The organism is Methylophaga sp. F-2 (genome assembly GCF_056859315.1).
Window position 1 is genome coordinate 94966 of the sequence record NZ_JBSXOF010000019.1, and the last position, 19195, is coordinate 114160.

13 protein-coding genes are annotated in these 19195 nt (G+C 41.9%); 6 read left to right on the forward strand and 7 right to left on the reverse strand.

Annotated features, from left to right (window positions below):
- Positions 1–8 precede the first annotated feature (8 nt).
- The 3 genes from AC13DA_RS09750 to AC13DA_RS09760 all read right to left on the reverse strand — a co-directional run bounded on the left by AC13DA_RS09750 (position 9) and on the right by AC13DA_RS09760 (position 2194).
- Positions 9–1256: a hypothetical protein gene (locus AC13DA_RS09750; protein WP_007144845.1), complete on the reverse strand. Its 1248-nt coding sequence runs from the start codon at positions 1254–1256 to the stop codon at positions 9–11.
- Positions 1253–1681: a substrate-binding domain-containing protein gene (locus tag AC13DA_RS09755; RefSeq protein ID WP_284450915.1), complete on the reverse strand. Its 429-nt coding sequence runs from the start codon at positions 1679–1681 to the stop codon at positions 1253–1255. The genes AC13DA_RS09750 and AC13DA_RS09755 overlap by 4 nt, the downstream gene beginning before the upstream one ends.
- A gap of 87 nt (positions 1682–1768) precedes the next feature.
- Positions 1769–2194, reverse strand: coding sequence for an RDD family protein (locus AC13DA_RS09760; RefSeq protein WP_284450916.1), 426 nt, complete (start codon positions 2192–2194; stop codon positions 1769–1771).
- Between the two features lie 85 nt (positions 2195–2279).
- Here AC13DA_RS09760 and purL point away from each other — a divergent pair, with 85 nt between their 5' ends.
- The gene (gene purL, locus AC13DA_RS09765) at positions 2280–6164 is read left to right on the forward strand and encodes a phosphoribosylformylglycinamidine synthase (protein ID WP_284450917.1); all 3885 of its coding nucleotides are present in this window, start codon (positions 2280–2282) and stop codon (positions 6162–6164) included.
- Positions 6165–6221: 57 nt separating this feature from the next.
- On the opposite strand, the gene AC13DA_RS09770 is transcribed toward purL, so the two are convergent.
- A complete protein-coding gene (locus AC13DA_RS09770) occupies positions 6222–8237 on the reverse strand; it encodes a methyl-accepting chemotaxis protein (protein ID WP_482945911.1) in 2016 nt (671 codons plus the stop codon).
- A 373-nt stretch (positions 8238–8610) separates the two neighbouring features.
- On the opposite strand from AC13DA_RS09770, the gene AC13DA_RS09775 reads away from it, so the two are divergent.
- The 4 genes from AC13DA_RS09775 to AC13DA_RS09790 all read left to right on the forward strand — a co-directional run bounded on the left by AC13DA_RS09775 (position 8611) and on the right by AC13DA_RS09790 (position 13886).
- Positions 8611–10758 carry a diguanylate cyclase gene (locus AC13DA_RS09775; RefSeq protein WP_284450919.1) on the forward strand — a complete coding sequence of 716 codons (2148 nt, stop codon included), beginning with the start codon at positions 8611–8613 and terminating at the stop codon, positions 10756–10758.
- Between the two features lie 103 nt (positions 10759–10861).
- Complete coding sequence (locus tag AC13DA_RS09780) at positions 10862–11287, forward strand: plastocyanin/azurin family copper-binding protein (RefSeq protein WP_273180732.1); 426 nt, start codon at positions 10862–10864, stop codon at positions 11285–11287.
- Between the two features lie 122 nt (positions 11288–11409).
- Positions 11410–12495, forward strand: a complete 1086-nt coding sequence (locus tag AC13DA_RS09785) for a mechanosensitive ion channel family protein (protein ID WP_284450920.1) — start codon at positions 11410–11412, stop codon at positions 12493–12495.
- Positions 12496–12575: 80 nt separating this feature from the next.
- Entirely contained in the window at positions 12576–13886 is a 1311-nt protein-coding gene (locus AC13DA_RS09790) for a sensor domain-containing diguanylate cyclase (protein WP_273180725.1), read from the forward strand.
- 25 nt (positions 13887–13911) lie between these two features.
- On the opposite strand, the gene bla is transcribed toward AC13DA_RS09790, so the two are convergent.
- The 3 genes from bla to AC13DA_RS09805 all read right to left on the reverse strand — a co-directional run bounded on the left by bla (position 13912) and on the right by AC13DA_RS09805 (position 18319).
- Entirely contained in the window at positions 13912–14790 is an 879-nt protein-coding gene (bla, locus tag AC13DA_RS09795; protein ID WP_284450921.1) for a class A beta-lactamase, read from the reverse strand.
- Positions 14791–14928: 138 nt separating this feature from the next.
- Positions 14929–17262 carry a putative bifunctional diguanylate cyclase/phosphodiesterase gene (locus AC13DA_RS09800; protein ID WP_482945912.1) on the reverse strand — a complete coding sequence of 778 codons (2334 nt, stop codon included), beginning with the start codon at positions 17260–17262 and terminating at the stop codon, positions 14929–14931.
- Between the two features lie 157 nt (positions 17263–17419).
- Complete coding sequence (locus AC13DA_RS09805; RefSeq protein ID WP_284451306.1) at positions 17420–18319, reverse strand: LysR family transcriptional regulator; 900 nt, start codon at positions 18317–18319, stop codon at positions 17420–17422.
- 130 nt (positions 18320–18449) lie between these two features.
- On the opposite strand from AC13DA_RS09805, the gene AC13DA_RS09810 reads away from it, so the two are divergent.
- Positions 18450–19190: an SDR family NAD(P)-dependent oxidoreductase gene (locus AC13DA_RS09810; RefSeq protein WP_284451305.1), complete on the forward strand. Its 741-nt coding sequence runs from the start codon at positions 18450–18452 to the stop codon at positions 19188–19190.
- The last annotated feature ends 5 nt before the right edge of the window (positions 19191–19195 follow it).

Sequence of the window (19195 nt, forward strand, 5' to 3'; positions counted from 1 at the left end):
CTGTAGCACTAAAACCGATATGACAGAGATACAGCAAACATATCCCACCTTTTATTAGTATCTGTCACATCGTTTTCCCGTGGTGATAGTGTCGCTACACCCTCCACAATGTGATACTCGGTCCGAAGCATTAAGTTTTGTGAAATATGCCAGCGTCCACCTAACACCCAACTCTTTGAATAATATTCATGTGCTGGAACGGGGGCTCGATTGATCCCATTTGCAGCCAGTTGCTGACTATTGATGCGGTTTTGTCTAGCTGCTTTTTTTCCGTTCCAGTCATGTTTATTTAGCTGGAATTCTTCATAACGGATGAAGGCTTGCCATGCAGGCGTAAAATTGTAATTTGCCTGTAAGTAATAACCAATTGAATTAATATTCATCTGTGATACGGGACCACCGATATCAATATAATCAACATTTTCAAAGGCAACTTCACTGGTAAACTGCCATTTCTCACCGTTATATTGACCTGAGAGGACGGTATAATCGATTTCAATTTCGCCTGAATTCATTCCCGGACCGAAAGGAAAGGGTACGCGGTCACTCGCACCAGCATCAAAATCGAGCGTGACTCTTGTCCCAGTGATTGAATATATCCATTGACCGCCATTATGCTCATAAAGGAGTTTTCCGAAGATACCCAATTTATCGTTTTGGATTGAGCCTGCCCAGTCATCACCCATATAGGCATATTCAACATTTTTATCTGCCAGGGTATAGCCGGTGCCTACTTCCATAAAGACTGTACCGCTATCTAGATCAAGGTTGTTATAAAAGTGCACACCATCGGCTGCCATAATGGTGTTTCTGACTTTATCGAAATAAATCACTTGAGGTAGGAATATAGCGCTTCTTGTATGAGCCACGTCCCGCGTTTCGTTATACAAACCAATTTCGTTTTTGATTCTGCCGATGTAGAGTCCAGAAGAGTAGGTGGTAGAGGAATACAGGGAAATATCAATTAAGCCATAATCAAGTCGTGGCGAGCCGTTATCAAATCTACCTGCTTGTCTGGACAATAGTTGGGCAGATAGCCTGAGTTTGGGATTGAGACTCAAGCTGCCATTGATACCAACTTCAGTGAATTCAAAACTACCATCATCACTCGGACCAAAAAAATGATTGTCAGTTGTATGTATGTAACCTTGAGATGCAAAACCGTGTAACACGATCCGTTCAAACCAAGGTGTATCATCATCGGCAACCGCAGCTGTCGAAATGCTGAGAAAGATGGATAGTAGTATTACCCTCATAAGTCCACCTTAATCATTTGAATACCTTCGTGTGTATCAGCGTTGTCCAAACTGATATAGCCAATTGCCCCTTCCGTACTGGCAACAGCATTAAGCATTTCCTGTTCGGAGTTAACGACTACGGGAGCAGCGCCTGTTCCAGAAAAAACCTGCCGGTCCCAAATTCGTCTGAGCTGGTATGGAAACATGCCCAATATAGACTTACAAAACTCATTATGCGTAGGGTTCTGATCTTGAAGAACGAAGACTTTGATTGGTGTGCCATCAGGCCATTGATGAACTCGCATGGCAAAGATCGAACGAGCAGTGGTTTTGCTTAGTTGCTTGGTCTCAACCTGAACGTTGGCAATAACATTTTGAGCTGGTAGATCTTGCGATACCAGAAACAATAAAGTGATGAGGATTCTGATGCTTATCCATGTCATCAGCCTTGTTCCTTAAGCTGTGTTGAACCCAATTCTAGGCATGAATACAAAAAAAAGCCATGGTAAAACAACTTTATGTTGTTCGGCTTATTCTTTGACAAAAATAAGAGAGGTTTTTGCTACTTGGTTATACCAGCTTTGTTTATCTTTACTTAGCCACTGCCACCAGAATCCCAAGCCCAAACAGAGCCAGGATATAACGCCTAAACTAAAACGTATGGCTGTCTGTTTCCAAGAGATTGACGGTGTAGTTAAGCTAATAAGTTTTATTTTCCATGCTCGCATACCGAGGGTTTGTCCTCCATGAGTCCAGAACCAGCCATAGAATAAAAAACACACTGACAGTAAATATAATAAAAAAAACACATTGCCCGGTGTAATGGCTTCACCACCATTTAGCGCAACTGGAATAATAGCGGCGAATAATAAGGCGGATAGTAAAAGTAAGAAGTCGTATACCATCGCCATTAATTGACGAATTGGGCCCGGTCGATTGTGAACAGCTACACTCATTATGATTTCCAGCGGATTTTATTTGGGCGTTAAACCTTACATAAAGTATCATTATCGCTTTAGTTTATCTTGAATTGGGATCCGCATGCTGCAATTGATTGGCCGCCCGGCTTTTTCTGCTTTCCGTCTGGAGAAATTACTAAACAGCATTCAGGCTGAAGTGCCTGTTGTCACGGCTGTTAGAACTGAGTTTCGTTATTTTATTGAAATTGATGATGAATGTATTTTGCCTTCGGCGGAGCATCAGATTCTTGAAACACTGCTTGAAGCAGAAGCGCGCGAAAGCGAAGCAAAAGACAATGAAAGCTTTTTCCTGGTGACACCAAGACCCGGCACTATTTCACCTTGGTCAAGCAAAGCCACCGATATCACCATTAACAGTGGTGTGAAAAATGTTGAACGTGTTGAGCGGGGCGTTGCTTTTTTTGTTGAATCCTCTGAAACACTCAGTCAACACCAGAAAAATCGCGTTGCTAGCTTCTTACATGACCGTATGATCGAAACGGTATTTGAAAGCGTGGATGAAACCGATCGTTTATTTATGCATGGCGAGTCACGGTCATTAGTCAGTGTCGATATTCTAAACGGTGGTCGCGAGGCATTAGTACTGGCTAATCAGCAAATGGGCCTGGCTTTAGCCGAAGACGAAATTGATTATCTTTTTGAAAATTTCACCTTATTAGACCGTAATCCCAACGATATTGAATTAATGATGTTTGCTCAGGCGAACTCAGAGCATTGTCGTCATAAAATTTTCCGTGCTGACTGGATCATTGATGGCGAGACACAGCCTCATACCTTATTCAATATGATCCGCAACACCCATGACCTTCATCCGGAAGGGGTTGTGAAAGCCTACAGTGACAACTCCTCTGTAATTGAAGGCCCAAGAAGTCACCGTTTTCAGGTGGATATGGCGACTGGCCATTATCATTATGAAGGTGAAGTTCAGCACATCCTGATGAAAGTGGAAACACATAACCATCCTACGGCCATCTCTCCATTCCCTGGAGCATCCACTGGTGCAGGTGGTGAGATTCGTGATGAAGGTGCAACAGGACGTGGTTCAAAACCGAAAGCAGGCTTAACCGGGTTTTCTGTTTCCAATCTGGAAATTCCTGGCTTTGAACAACCCTGGGAAACACCTTACGGTAAACCGGCTCGTATGGCCTCTGCCCGTGAAATCATGATCGATGGTCCTTTGGGTGGGGCCGCATTTAATAATGAGTTTGGTCGTCCCAATCTGTGCGGTTACTTCCGTACTTATGAAGTGCAGGTGCCGACGGATAATGGTTTTGAAGTACGTGGGTACCATAAACCGATTATGGTGGCCGGTGGAATGGGCTCTATCCGTCCACAGCATGTTGAAAAAGGCATTATGGATCCGGGCGTACAATTAATTGTACTGGGTGGTCCAGCCATGTTAATCGGTCTGGGCGGCAGTGCGGCTTCATCCGTCAATTCTGGTGCCAGTGATGAAGGGCTCGACTTTGCTTCTGTACAGCGTGGCAACCCTGAAATGGAACGCCGTTGTCAGGAAGTCATTGACCGCTGTGTGGCGCTGGGTGAACAAAACCCGATCATTGCGATTCACGATGTCGGTGCAGGTGGTCTGTCCAATGCTTTCCCTGAACTCGTCGATGACAGTGGTCGTGGTGGCCGTTTTGAACTGCGTGTTATCCCAAATGATGAACCCAGTATGTCACCGATGGAAATCTGGTGTAATGAATCTCAGGAGCGTTATGTGCTTGGCGTTCACCCTGATCGTATTGATGAATTCAAAGCGATCTGTGAGCGTGAACGTTGCCCGTGGGCCGTGGTAGGTGAAACGACAGAAGAAGAACATTTATTACTCGGTGATGCTGATAATGAAACATCACCGATTGATATGCCGTTATCACTTTTATTGGGTAAACCACCCAAAATGCTGCGTGAAGTGAAGCATGTTAAACAAAGCTATCCTGAGCTTGATCTTGACGGTGTATCTGCCCGTGACGCATTGGAGCGTGTACTTAAACTACCTACTGTAGCCAGTAAGAGTTTCTTGATTACCATTGGTGACAGAAGCGTCACTGGTCTGGTTGCACGTGACCAGATGGTCGGCCCGTGGCAAGTCCCTGTCGCTGATTGCGCTGTGACATTGGCTGATCATCACGATGTGTTAGGTGAAGCCATGTCGATGGGCGAGCGTGCGCCAATTGCTCTGATTAATGCGGCTGCATCAGGTCGGATTGCAGTAGGTGAAGCGATTACCAATATTGCAGCGGCAAAAATTGATAAGTTAGGCGACATTAAACTGTCAGCTAACTGGATGGCCGCTTGTGGTCACCCCGGTGAAGATGCCTTGCTGTATGACACGGTTAAAGCGATTGGTATGGAATTGTGTCCTGAGCTGGGCATAGCGATTCCGGTTGGCAAAGATTCATTGTCGATGAAAACGGTGTGGGATGAAAAAGGTGAAACCAAAGCGGTAACATCACCTTTATCGCTGATTATTAGTGCCTTTGCACCTGTAACAGACGCGCGTGCTACCTCTACACCACAGCTACGAACGGATCTGGGTGACACGGATCTGATCTATATTGACTTGGGGCAGAATCAAAATCGTTTAGGTGGTTCTGCACTTGCTCAGGTATTCAGTCAGGTCGGCACTACAGCGCCTGATATTGATGATGCGGTACATTTGAAAAACTTCTTTAATGCCATTCAACGCTTGAAGAATGAAGAATTGTTATTGTCTTATCACGATAGAGGTGATGGCGGCCTTGCTGTCACGCTTGCTGAAATGGCTTTTGCAGGCCACTGTGGTCTGGACATTCATCTTAATGGTTTAGGGGATGCGCTGTCAGTCTTGTTCAATGAAGAATTAGGTGCGGTGATTCAAGTGCCTCATGCCGATTTGAACCACGTAATGAATATTCTTAAAGATTACAATTTGACCTCAATGTCATTTGCTATCGGTAAAGTGACGGATGAGCAGCAGATTCGTATTCATGTTGAAAAAGAACTGGTGATTGATGAGTCACGTGTGACATTACAGCGCTTCTGGGCTGAAACCAGTTATCAAATGCAGGCATTACGTGATAACCCAGACTGTGCTAAACAAGAGTTTGATGCTTTATTGGATGAGAATGATCCGGGCTTATTTGCCAAGCCATTATTTAACCCAGCAGAAAATATCGCCAGTTCACTTATCGTTAGTGGACATCGTCCAAAAGTCGCCATTCTGCGTGAGCAGGGGGTTAATGGTCAGGTAGAAATGGCTGCCTCATTTGATCATGCTGGTTTTAATGCGATTGATGTGCATATGAGCGATGTTCTGGAAGGGCGTATTGAACTGACTGACTTTGTTGGTTTAGTGGCCTGTGGTGGTTTCTCTTATGGTGACGTGCTTGGTGCTGGTCGTGGTTGGGCAAGTACTATTTTGCATAACGATCGTGCACGTCAACAGTTCACAGATTTCTTCCATCGTCCTGATACCTTTGCACTGGGTGTATGTAATGGCTGTCAGATGTTATCGCAGTTAAAGGAGCTAATTCCGGGTAGTGATCACTGGCCTCGCTTCTCACGCAACACATCTGAACAGTTTGAAGCACGTTTTTCTCTGGTAGAAATTGTTGAATCGCCTTCTGTAATTCTGAAAGGTATGGCTGGTTCAGTCATGCCAATCGCCGTTGCTCATGGTGAAGGCCGTGTGGATTACAGTGAGACAGGTTCAGAACAGCAGGCAATCGTCGCCATGCGTTATGTCGATCATTATGGTCAGGCAACAGAAAGTTATCCAATGAATCCGAATGGTTCAGTAGGTGGTGTGACTGCTCTGACAACAGATGATGGTAGGGTGACCATTATGATGCCTCATCCTGAGCGAGTGACTCGCACGGTTCAGCACTCGTGGCATCCAGATGACTGGGGCAAGGACGGTCCATGGGCCAGACTGTTCCAGAATGCCAGATGTTGGGTTAACTAAAATTATCCACTATCTAATAAAAAAGGGCCTGATGGCCCTTTTTTATTACCGGAACTTTTAAACCTTAAATCGCTGCACTATGGTATTGAGTTGTGATGCCAGACTTGCCAGGTTTTGGCTAGCGATAGAAATTTGTTCACTACCGTGCAAGTTGTCTTCAGATAAGTCAGAAACCCGGGTGATATTACGATTAATTTCTTCTGAGACTAAACCTTGTTCTTCAGCTGCGCTGGCTACATGGGTACTCATGTCAGAAATTTGAGTCATGGAATTAACAATATTCAAAATGGACTGCGTCGCCGACTCAGTGTATTGGACCATGCCAGCGGCGTTGGATTTTTCTTTATCCATTACCAGCACTGCTTGTTTGGTTTTTTGCTGCAAGTTATCCACCATGACTTGAATCTGCTCAGCAGACTCTTGTGTTCTGTTGGCGAGGGAGCGGACTTCATCGGCAACAACAGCAAAACCGCGCCCATGATCACCGGCTCTGGCTGCTTCAATAGCTGCATTCAAAGCCAGTAAATTAGTTTGTTCCGCAACCCCTTTAATCACGGTTAATACCGAACCAATCTGCTCACTACTCTGACTCAGTTCCGCAATGGTCATGGCAGCTCTACCGACATCTTCTGTGAGAGAATGAATGGATTTCACGGTTTCAGAGATGACCGCTTGTCCTGACTGTGATTCATTATTCGCTGTACGGACTTCTTCTGCTAATAATTCAGCATTCTGAGCGATTTCTCTAATCGTGCTGGACATTTCATTCATTGCTGTGGCGATTTGTTCAGACTGGTTTTGTTGTTCCTGCGAGTTAGATTTTGACTGAAGGGTATTTGCTGATAACTCTTCGGAAGCGGCAGCTAACTCATTTGCGTTGAGTCTTAATTGATTGACGATAGTATTTAAATTATGTGTCATTTCATTGAGTGCTTTAAATATATCCGTAGTTTCATCTTTAGCAGGGCTATCAATTTGTATGGTGAGATCACCCATAGCAATACGCTGAGAGGCCTGAGTAATATGTCTGATCATATTCACTGTTGCCTGATAAAAACCAATAAACAGATAAAGCGCAACTACAAGTGCAATGACGATAATCGTGATGACTAGGTTTTTCTCAAATTGCAGGTTCGATAACCGTTCATCAAGTAATGTGCTTAAAGCATCAGCCAAATAGTCATACATCGCATAGTTTGCTGAAATAGCCTGACTACCCAGATTAAAAATGGAATCGGCATCAGTTTTAATACTGTTACTCTCCAGAATATCTTGCTGAATGATATGAATAAACTGTGCAAGAATGTTTTCTCGATCCTGTTCCAGTTTTGCTATCGATTCTTTCAGCTTGGGATTGTGTTCAATGATATGTGTTATCGCTTGCTGAGTGTTGTCAGCTTCATTTTGAACTTTGCTGAGTGTTGCTGTGAGTTTGATACGTTGTTCTGTGGTGATTTCATTATCAGCTACGATACCTGAGGCTAATCCTCGTGTTTGGCCAATATTCTCAGCAAGCAGGGGAATATAACTGACAATGGTTTCAATGATGAATGTGGTTTCAAGCTCAGGATCCACAATCAGCCCGGAGTTATGGTTAACAAGATTCATCAAACGTCGTATTTTTGTGATCAGTTGAGTGTGTGCTGTAAAAATAGCATTTGAGTCTGTTCCGCTATCGTCATTAGATAGGAGTAACCAGTCCTGCTTGATTTCATTCAATAATGATGAGGTTTGAAATTCTGAACCGTATTGCTGATCAATAACATCAATTTTTTCGATGCTTTGTTGGATATCCTGACGTTTGCTCAGGATTTTTTCTTTAAATTCTGCAGCACCATTGAGGTATGCATTAGTCATTCCCCGATGTTGGGGAAGTTGCTGATAAAAAGGTTTCAATGCTTTTAGATATTCCAGCCCTTTTTGCTCATGATGACTTTCATTGACGACCTTATTGAGATGATAAATCAGTAGAAAAAAACTCAGTAGTATAGGGATCAGCAACACACTGGTGATAAGCGTCATTTTTTTGGGGTAGCTGAGAGAGTTCATTAATTTAATCGCTACGCTCATCATTTTTGACTCCTTAGAACTCACTGGGGATATATATCTTTTATTGGCATTGCGCTTTTTTTCTTTAATTTTGATGACTTACTGGCGGCTTCAGCAATGATGATTTGGAGAAAGTTTGTTGTATTGTGTTAATAGTTTTTGTTTTTTATTGTTTTTATAATTTTTTTATGAGAACTTTTTACACAACAAACAAGGTATATAGACTTATAACGTCTGCTATAGATGTAAAGTTTCATTTAAGTAACAGAGTTTATTGCCGTAAAAGAATGAATACTATCTTTAAGTACCAGGTCCTTTGTGACCCTATCTGCATCGAGCTGGAAAGGATGTCTAGCTGTTTGAATTTGTTTCTTTAGTTAGACAGTGAGAGATTGGAGTGAGAAAGGATTTAATTACACATTATCTTAATGTGACTATGGCTCGATATTTCTTACTGTTCTCTCTATTAACTCTGTTGTCTCCCGCGTTTGCTATGCATGAGCATGGAGCTGAAGAAGTGACAGGCTGGCAATATCGATGGGGGGATTCACCCATTGTTGATGGAATACCACAATGGATTTCAGCACCGCAAAATGTTAGTACTGACTGGACAGATATCAATTCTCCTGTAAAACCACCAAATCGGGATGAGCATAATACAGTTTGGTTTAAAGCTAAATTGCCAGATTCTGTGCATCAGTACCTGCATCCAGTTTTATATATAACCAGTATTGACTTAATGGCTGAAGTTTTTCTGGATAATAAGAAAATCTATCAATTCGGTGATTTTGATCAAAAAGATAAAAAAACATTTTATGGCTGGCCATGGCATTCGATAAGTTTGCCAACAGATTATGCTGGTAAAACCATATATTTCAGGGTGTATTCTAACTATCGTGATATTGGTTTGTGGGGTGAAGTTAAGCTATTTGAACAATCAAACTTACTGTTTTATGTCTTGAAAAATGCGTATTTTGAAGTTCTGGTGGCGTTATTTTCATTGTTTGTCACTATCATCACCTTTGCCTTTTCGATGATGCAGAAAAATGATCGTCATTTCCTTTATTTGTCTGCATTTTCCTTAACTTCGGCGCTGATGTTGCTTTCCGAAAATCATGCAGTGCAGTTTGTTTTTAATTATCCTTTGTTTCGCGTCTATCTGCTGGCGATTTCCTATTATGCACTGCCAGTTTTTATCTGTTTATTGTTATCTTCATGGTCATCAGCCTGGCAAAAAAATTGGCTGAAAAAAATTGCTTACTTTCATGGTAGTTATCTAGTCATTGCTATCATGTTATCAATGCTGGGTGTCATAGAACTGGCGCCGACCTTTCCGGTTTTTGATGCTTTATTCGCCATTTCAATTATTCTTATTATTGGCTTGGGGCTAAGCATGCGACCTTTGCCAGGATCAGATCAGCAATTTGTGATGTTGTCATTCACGGTGTATGGCATTTTTCTGTTACTGGATATGGGAATTGCCAATAGTGTTTTGCCTTGGATTAACCTGGATATTTCAATAGCTGCCTTGCTCTTTGCTTTGGTGTTAATGCTAATTTCACTTCGGCACTATTCTCATGTACAAAAAGCATTAAAAGAACTCAACGAGCATCTGGAAATGAAGGTGGCTGAACGGACTGCCACTCTTCATGCTTATGCTGAAGCTGAACAGGAAAGAGCAGAGCAACTACACAGGCTTAATATGCTTGGTGCTAAGTTAGAAGAATTAAACAGCCGTTTACAAGCATGTCATGATCTCGATGAAGCAAGAAAAATTCTGGTACGTAAATTACCTGAAGTTTTTTTGCCTGTTGAAGTAAAAGTGTCAGCATCGATTGAAAATCAGCCGTTTGATTCGGTACTTGCACAAATCGAGCTACAGGAAGTTGATGGCTCGTATAATGTCTTCGTCCACATCTTACTGGCTAATTCCAGCTCGAGATTATTAATACCTCATGAGAATCTGGATGACTTGATTAGCCGAGTAAAATTAAGGCTGGGTGTCACCCTCAGCAGTATTAAACTGAGAGAGGAACTACAACGATTTTCCTTTGAAGATGCATTAACTGGCTTGCGCAATCGTCGTTATTTCGACGACGCCCTTTATCGTGAGACGCAGTTATCCAACCGTCAGCAACAGACTTTGTCACTATTAATTTGTGATATTGATCATTTCAAACGCTTTAATGATGAATATGGTCATGAAGCGGGAGATTATGTGCTCAAAACACTTGCTCATTTGATGCATGAGTTTTTCCGGGAGACTGATATTCCTTGTCGTTATGGCGGTGAAGAATTTGTGGTGATTATGCCAAATGCGACATTAGCTAATGCGGTAGACAAAGCCGAAGCGTTAAGAAATACCATTGCAAAGAAAAGTATTGAGTTTAATGGCAAATATCTTGGTCACATTACGATTTCCATTGGTGTTGCGAATCTGTCTCTTCACAGCCTCCATTCGGAGCAGTTGCTAAGCGAAGCAGATAAAGCGTTATACAAAGCCAAACAATTAGGAAGAAATCGTGTGGAAAGTGTTCAAATATAAGCCTGGTTTACGAATAGCGGATGATTGTTTTTGTCACTATAAAATTCGCATGATTTTCACGCCCGAATTGTTGAAATAATCTGGTAAACAAAAAGGAGAAGTTATGAAAATGTTGAAAACTGCTGTAATAGGTGTTGCTGCTTCGACTGTGTTGATGACAATGAATGTGTTTGCTGCAGAGCATACTGTCACGACGCAAGGGTTAAAATTCAGTCCTCTGGTCGTTAAGATTGCGCCTGGTGATAGTGTCAGCTGGACTAATATGAGTACCCATAATGTGGAAATGATAGAAGGCCTGGTTCCTGAGGGTGCTGAGCTGTTCAAATCAGAGATGAGCCAGGATGTGACTCATACTTTTGATAAAGAAGGTGTTTACATCTACAAATGCACACCTCATATTGGTGCTGGTATGGGTGGAGCGGTAATCGTAGGTAATCCAGTTAACCTAGATGCTATCAAAGCACAAGATGTTTCAGGCGGTGTTGGTCGTATTGTCAAGAAAGCGATTAAAGAAGCTGAATCAATGTAATTTTGCACTGGCATTATCTATAAAAAAACCGGCATTGCCGGTTTTTTTATATTCGTTAGAAATGATGCATTGGCTCGGGCATGACATCTGCATGAAATAGCTAGGTTTATTGAGGAATCAGCATGAACAAACTTGATCAGTTTTTCTCATCCTTGCCTGAATGGTCGGTAGCCATGGCGGTCGTCATCAGCTTATTTATTCTTCTGTTAGTAGTGAAAAAGTTTATTTTGCTCAGAGTTGGAAAAGTCACGGCAAGAACCAGCTTTTATTACGATAAGCTGTTGGTCAAAGTCATCAGCTTTCCACTGACACTGTGTTTGCTGGCATTAACCATAAAACTATCTGAACATGTTGTCGTCTATTTCGATGTCGAAGCAGACTTTAGTATGTTTAATTCCACCGCACGACTATTGATCGTCGCTGCACTGGTTTTGTTCATCGATGGTTTTCTGACGGGTACGGTCGGACACTATGCCGAGAAATCGTCTACGCTGAAAAGCAGCAGTTCAATTATGCAGGGCGTTACTCGTGCACTCATCCTCGGGCTGGGCGTTTTAATCATTCTGGGCACCATGGGGATCGCGATTACACCTGTCATAGCGTCACTGGGTATCACTTCACTCGCCGTGGCTTTAGCGCTACAGCCAACATTAACCAACTTTTTTTCAGGTGTGCAGTTAGTCATAGATAAACCCATTCGTGTTGGCGATTTTATTGAACTCGAGTCTGGTGAACAGGGATTTGTAGATAAAATCGGCTGGCGTACAACGTGGATCAGAATGTTGCCAAATAACTTTATCATCATTCCGAACAGTGTTTTATCTCAATCGAAGATTATTAATTATTATTATCCAGAGAAACAACTGTCAGTCCCTGTTGAGGTCGGGGTACATTATGATTCCGATTTGGAACATGTTGAAAGGGTAACACTGGAAGTAGCCCGTGATATTCTGAGAACCCACAAATGGGGCGTGCCTGATTATCAGACGTTTGTTATTTTTCATACCTTTGATAGTTCGAGTATAAACTTCACGGTGATGTTAAGAGCACAAGAATACTTCAATCGATTTTTTATTAAATCTGAATTTATCAAAGCTTTGCATCAACGTTTTAAAGAAGAGGGTATTACTATTCCTTATCCTATTCGGGCCATTAACTACGAACAGGAAAAGTCTAATTCGTCAGGTGATACTAAAATAGTAGGTTAAGCCCATGGTCTTAGTTCGTCTATATGTACCATGTCGTATTCAATTTAATTAGGTTTTAGCTTTTTGTTGTTGGACAATCTATGTCGTCAGATCCAAATTATTTACTAGATCAGAAAAAACTCGAATCATTAAGTCACTACATTGATATGTTACTTGATGCGATCTGTATCGTTGATAAAGAAGGCCATTTCCTTTTTCTCAGTGCCGGTGCTGAACGCATATTCGGTTATTCACGGGAGGAGTTGTTGGGTAAACAAATGCTGGAAATGGTTCATCCTGATGATCGTGAAGCCACGCTCAATGCGGTTGACGACATTATGAATGGTCTGGAAAAAACAGACTTTGAGAACCGCTATATACGTAAAGATGGACAGATTGTTTATTTACTCTGGTCAGCGAAGTGGGCGAGCAATGAGGCTTTTCGTATAGCCGTTGCCAGAGATATATCCCGGCATAAACGCGCTGAAGCGATTCAGTCTGCTATGTATGCGATCTCTGAAGCGGCACATCATGAAGAAAGTTTGTCATCATTGTATAAGCGTATTCATCAAATCATGGAGACACTATTACCGATCAGTGATTTTGTTATTGCATTGTATGACCAGCAAACTCAACTTCTGACGTTTGCTTATACTAGTAGTGATGTCGATGGAGAATTGCTGCATGCGCATCTCAGCCAGAACCTGACATCCTGGATTGATTCAAGAAAGGTATGCTTCGATACTGATAATGGTTGGATCAAGGTACCACTGTGCACAGCAGAACGTGTTATAGGTAGTCTGATTGCCAGAGTTGAGGCTCAGCATATCAATACCGAAGATAGCCAACATTTACTTGAATATATTTCAACGCAAGTTGCTGCTGCAATTACGCGGAAACAACTGCATGACCGTTTACGCTTTCTGGCGATGTATGATCATTTAACAGGCTTGGCAAATCGTGAGTTGTTCCATGACCGCATGCAGCTTGCCATCGCAAGGGCGCTAAGACAAAAAACTGAATTGGCTTTGTTTTATCTTGATTTGGACAACTTTAAGCAGGCGAATGATAATTTTGGCCATGATGTTGGGGATGCCTTATTACAACAAGCTGCTGAGCGAATACAGTCGTGTGTTCGAAGTTCTGATACGGTAGCCCGCTTCGGTGGTGATGAATTTGTCGTATTACTCGAAACGATAAGTCATCAGCAAGATGCAAAATCTATTGCAGAAAAAATAAGGCAGACGATGGCAAAGGTATTTATCGTCGGCGGTTGTGAGATTCATTTGTCTAGCAGTATTGGTATTGCTTTATTACCCGTTCATGGTGATGTCGAAAAAACATTATTGCAGCATGCTGATCATGCTATGTATGAAGCAAAACGTTTGGGGGGTAATCAATACATCATCTGATTAATAGATATATTTTGCATCGCGTTTACTCAGGGTAAAACACTTTGCTTACCGATTGGCTGATTTTTGCGATTACCGCATTTTTTTCATTTTTTGAGCGTTCTGAGCCAGAGTAATACACGATCAATAGATAGGGGTGGCCAGCCTCCGGCCAGATAATAGCAACATCATTATTGGCACCATTAGCACCTGATCCGGTTTTATCACCGACAAGCCATGTTGCGGGAACACCAGCACGTATTTTGTCATCTCCTGTTTGGTTGCCAATTAACCAGTGAATAAGACGTTGTTTGGATGCTTCAGATAAAGTGTCACCAAGTAAGAGGGTTTTTAAGGTTAACAGCATCGCCTTGGGGGTGGTGGTATCTCTAGGATCTTCAGCTAAGTTAGTATTCAGATTTGGCTCAATTCTATCTAAGCGAGTGGTGTTATCGCCTAAGCTACGGAGATAATCAGTTAGTCCTTGTGGACCTCCCAATGTATTAAGCAGTAAATTGGCAGCAGTATTATCACTTAATTGCAATGCGGCTTTACTCAAGTCTGCTACCGTCATTGATCCTTTATCAAGATGTTGTGATGTCACTGGCGCATATTCAAGAATCTCAGATTTATCATAACTTATTAATCGTTCAAGCTTTTCTTGCTTTTGGTCAATACGTTGTAACACATTAGCGACGAGTAATAATTTGAAGGTACTGCACATGGCAAACCGTTCATTTTCACGGTAGTGAAGTTGTTGACCATCATTTGCATTCCATGCCGATACACCAATACGTCCACCATAAACCGTTTCTAGCTGTGTTACCTCGTCTTGCCAGCCGGAGGCGCTATCAGCGGCAAAGACAGGAGATTGAATAGGGATAACAATAAATAATAAAGTTAATAGTTTTAAGATTGATTTCATAGATAAGGGATTTATATAGCTAAAAAGTGATTACAGCAGTAGCGAGCAGCAATTGAGTGAAGTGTGACGGGCTACGATCGCAAGGAAAGAATTATAGCCTCAAATCACTACATAATCGAATGTGATAAAGGCAGTGGCTTAATGAAGAGGTCGGGGCTTTTTGATGTAATCGCTAAAGTCGTCTAAAGGCATAGGTTTGCCAAATAAATAACCTTGATAATTCAAACAGCCGTTTTCAGCCAGGAAGGCTTCCTGAGCTTCAGTTTCTACACCTTCAGCAATCACTGTCATGCCCATATGATTGCTCATATTAATGACTGTACGAATGATATGAGCATCATTTGCATTTTCCAGCATGTGATCGACAAAACTTTTATCGATCTTGATTTCATCGAGTGGAAAGCTACGTAGTATGGATAGAGAAGAGTAGCCCGTGCCAAAGTCATCCAGTGATAAAGTGATGCCATAAGACCGTAATTTTTCAATCTTTGTGGCCAGTTCATTGATATTTTTTAACATCAGGCTCTCAGTTATTTCCAGCCGCAAACGCGAGCCAGAACAGTGATATGTCTCAATGCTTGATAAGACAGTTTCAACAAAGTTCTTTTGCATAAACTGTCGTGCACTGATGTTAACGGATAATACTAAATGGGCTGTCTCGGGATTATTCTGCCAAATCGCTAATTGTTTACAGGCGCTTTGCAATACTTCAGTACCAATACGGTGAATAATGTCAGAGTCTTCAGCAATCGGAATAAACTCTGCCGGTGAAATCATGCCATGTTTAGGATGTTGCCAACGTAGTAAAATTTCTGCTCCGATCAATTCATGACGATGATTCACCTGTGGCTGAAAGTAGGGAATGATATCGCGATCAAAAATAGCATCGCGGAGGTCATTTTCCAGGCTGGCTTTGAATTCAATACTTGGTTGCAGTTTTTCATCAAAAAAGCGAAAACAACTACGACCATCTGACTTAGCCTGAAACATGGCATTATCAGCGCGTTTAAAGATTTCATTAACGGATAGAGTATCGCCGAGAAAGTTGCAAATACCAATGCTGCACGAAGTCCGATACTGAACATTGCCAATACTGTATATATCACTGATTCCATTGATGATTTTATTGGAGATTAATTCTGCTATTTTTTTGCTTTTGCCGAGTGTTTCACCAATATTCTCGACTAATATCACGAATTCATCTCCACCAAAGCGGGCAATAGTATCTTCTTCTCTTAGCAGTGTTTTAAGTCGTGTTGATACCGATTTTAGTAACATGTCGCCAGCAGAATGGCCGTGTAAGTCATTAATATTTTTAAAGTTATCCAAGTCGATAAAGAAAATAGCGCAATAAGATTTGTTTCGACTGCTTGAATGTATCGCATGTGTGACACGGTCTGTTAATAAGCGTCGGTTAGGCAAGTCAGTTAATGTATCGTAATAAGCAAGGTATTGGATTTCATCCTGATTTTTTTTGAATTCCGTTTTGTTCTGCACTAGCGTGGCTAAACCCACGACTTGATTCTCACTGTCACGTAAAGCGGTATAGGTCCACTCACAGTAAATAATCTCATGCTCTTTGGTCAGGTTTTCATTTTGACAATGTGTCGAATTGCCTTCTGAAATGAGTTTGTGCATTTTTTGAAGCACTTGATGTTGAATATCTAATGGCAAAATAAAACTGGCATGTTGATGACGTGCTTCATCTTGACTATAGCCAAAAATCTCCTGCGCGGCCGCATTCCATGAAACAACGCATAGATTGAGATCCCATTCAATCACGCCCATCGGGGTATGGTCTAAATGGATACGTTGATGTTGAGATAATTTCTCGATTTCTTCCTGTTGTTTGATAGCAGCATGATGTAGCAAGATGTTTTCATGAAGCTTTTTACCTAAATTAGTCGATGCTATTGAAATATAGACAATATAAACGGCTAACAGAATGGCCATTGCCAGTGACAGTTCTGTCTCGTTGGTAAAAAAGCCGGGCAAAGATAGCAGGTAGATACTGCCAGAGAATAATTTTGATGTAATGGCATCTACTGCATATACCACCATCGCACCCCCTGTTACGCCGACAATAACGAGCGTAATGAAAGCTTTATGAGCGACTTCATTGGTTTCTGAAAGAAAGTAATACCCAGCAAATCCCCATGCCATTCCACACGCTAGAGTTGATAATCGGAATATATTTAACCAATAATCTGTGGGGTAATTAGCTGAGTGTCGTTGAAAATACAGCGTGGTACAGAAGCGAAGGCCATAAACGAAGCAAAAAATGACGCACCAACCAAATAATATGATGTTGTTGACTTGATCGTATTCCACATAGGCCAGTGTGATAGCAACCAGGCTAGCAACGATAAAGGATTTGAGGTTGCTACCGAACAACATGTTGATGATTTCGGCTTGTAGTGCCGTTTTCTCATCTTGTTTAACCGGTCTTTCAGCGGCTGCTTTGGCGTCCAAACGGAAGTATCCTTTTTCTGCTTAAACCACAGATTAAACGTATAGTTAAATGGCTTCAGCAAGCTATGCTAAATACCTACGTTTAAAATGGTTTTAGCACAGAAAAAATATGCTGTCTATTTTGTTGTGGCCTAATTACTTTGAGACCTTGTTTGGATTAATCTGGCCGAACCTTTTTGGTCTGGGCTTCCAACCAATCCATAAATAAGCTCAGTCGTTTAGGGATTTGTCTGCGCGATGGATATATGATGGAAATTGGAATAGCAGGTGCTTTTAAGTCTGGCAATACTTCGATCAACTCACCACTTTCTATATAGCTTCGGGCACTTAAGTCTGGAATCTGAGCGAGTCCCAGACCAGATAAGCAGGAGAATAAATAGGCATCTGTACTGTTAACCTGGAGTTTGCTTGTCATTGGTAAATGATGGACAACTTCCTCTTTTACATACTCAAATACGGGTGTTTGTGTTTGCAGATTTTGCGCGTAATCAATTAATACATGGTGATGTAGATCATCAAGAGACATGGGTACGCCATATTCATCTGCATAGTTCGTACTGACACAATTAATCGTTGATAACATGAGTAATGGCCGTGCAATTAAGCTGCTATCTTCGAGTTGGCCGGCACGGATAACGCAATCAATACCGTCTTTAATTAAATCTGTGCGTTGGTCATGGCAGCTGAGTTTGATATTGATATTTGGATAACTGTCATACCAGTCATGTAGGTTTGGCAGAACAATATTGGCGGCAAAGCGACTAGGCATATCGATATGCAATGTGCCAGATAGCTGTGAGGGATGTAAGAAATGCGTGTCGAGCATGTCTACTTGCTCAAGAATGGATAGACATTTTTCAAGATAAATTTCGCCATCATGGGTGAGATGAATCTGGCGGGTACTTCGTTGTAAAAGTCTGGTTTTAATCTGTTGCTCAAGTGACTTAACGGCTTCGGAGACGCTGGATTTAGGCAAACCAAGCACATCTGCAGCACGGGTAAAGCTGCCTGTTTGTACGACAGTAACAAACCGTTTCATGTTTTCCAGTTTATCCATACTTGCCTTATCTATTGTTTGTTATATCCAAACAATGATATCGGTTTTTGTCTGTTTATCATGAATTAATTGGTCTTTATGATTTCAGTGAATTCACCAGAAGAGATAATTAAGATGAAAAAAACTAGTATTGGTTACAGGTGGTAGTCGAGGGCTGGGACGCGAAACTGCGCTTTATATAGCAGACAAAGGCTGTGACGTGATTATTACCTACAACAAAAATAAGGCTGCAGCTGAGGAAGTGGTAAATGCCATTCAGGAAAAAGGGCGGGCTGCAACAGCGATAGCATTGGATGTCAGTCAAGCGTCTACTTTTAAAAGCTTTGCCGATGCTGTTAAAACTCAACTTGGAACGGCGTTTGAAACCAACCAGCTGGATGTCATTATTCATAATGCGGGGATTGGCATACATAAGTCTTTTGAAGATACCACCGAGTCTGATTTTGATACCTTGATGAACATTCACTTGAAAGCACCGTTTTTTCTTACCCAATCGTTGTTAGCGATGATCGCGCCTCAAGGTCAGATTATTCATATCTCATCAGGTTTAGCGCGTTTCAGTCTCCCTGGCTATGCCGCTTACGCTATGATGAAAGGTGGTGTTGAAGTATTAACACGTTATTTGGCAAAGGAACTCGGTACAAAGCAGATTAGAGTCAATACACTGGCACCGGGAGCCATTGAAACTGATTTTGGTGGCGGCATTGTACGAGATAATGCCGAGCTGAATCGCAGTATCGCTAATCAGACTGCCTTAGGCAGAGTCGGCTTGCCAGATGATATTGCAAAGGCGATGGCAATGCTGATTAGTGACGATAGTGCATGGGTTAACGGTCAGCGAATTGAAGCTTCCGGTGGCATGTTTCTCTAATAAAC

Bases quoted from the DNA above. Each gene is read 5' to 3' on its own strand.
- bla (WP_284450921.1), bottom strand. From the start codon at position 14,790: ATGAAATCAATCTTAAAACTATTAACTTTATTATTTATTGTTATCCCT.
- AC13DA_RS09780 (WP_273180732.1), top strand. From the start codon at position 10,862: ATGAAAATGTTGAAAACTGCTGTAATAGGTGTTGCTGCTTCGACTGTG.
- AC13DA_RS09785 (WP_284450920.1), top strand. From the start codon at position 11,410: ATGAACAAACTTGATCAGTTTTTCTCATCCTTGCCTGAATGGTCGGTA.
- AC13DA_RS09755 (WP_284450915.1), bottom strand. From the start codon at position 1,681: ATGACATGGATAAGCATCAGAATCCTCATCACTTTATTGTTTCTGGTA.
- AC13DA_RS09760 (WP_284450916.1), bottom strand. From the start codon at position 2,194: ATGAGTGTAGCTGTTCACAATCGACCGGGCCCAATTCGTCAATTAATG.
- AC13DA_RS09750 (WP_007144845.1), bottom strand. From the start codon at position 1,256: ATGAGGGTAATACTACTATCCATCTTTCTCAGCATTTCGACAGCTGCG.
- purL (WP_284450917.1), top strand. From the start codon at position 2,280: ATGCTGCAATTGATTGGCCGCCCGGCTTTTTCTGCTTTCCGTCTGGAG.
- AC13DA_RS09790 (WP_273180725.1), top strand. From the start codon at position 12,576: ATGTCGTCAGATCCAAATTATTTACTAGATCAGAAAAAACTCGAATCA.
- AC13DA_RS09770 (WP_482945911.1), bottom strand. From the start codon at position 8,237: ATGATGAGCGTAGCGATTAAATTAATGAACTCTCTCAGCTACCCCAAA.
- AC13DA_RS09805 (WP_284451306.1), bottom strand. From the start codon at position 18,319: ATGGATAAACTGGAAAACATGAAACGGTTTGTTACTGTCGTACAAACA.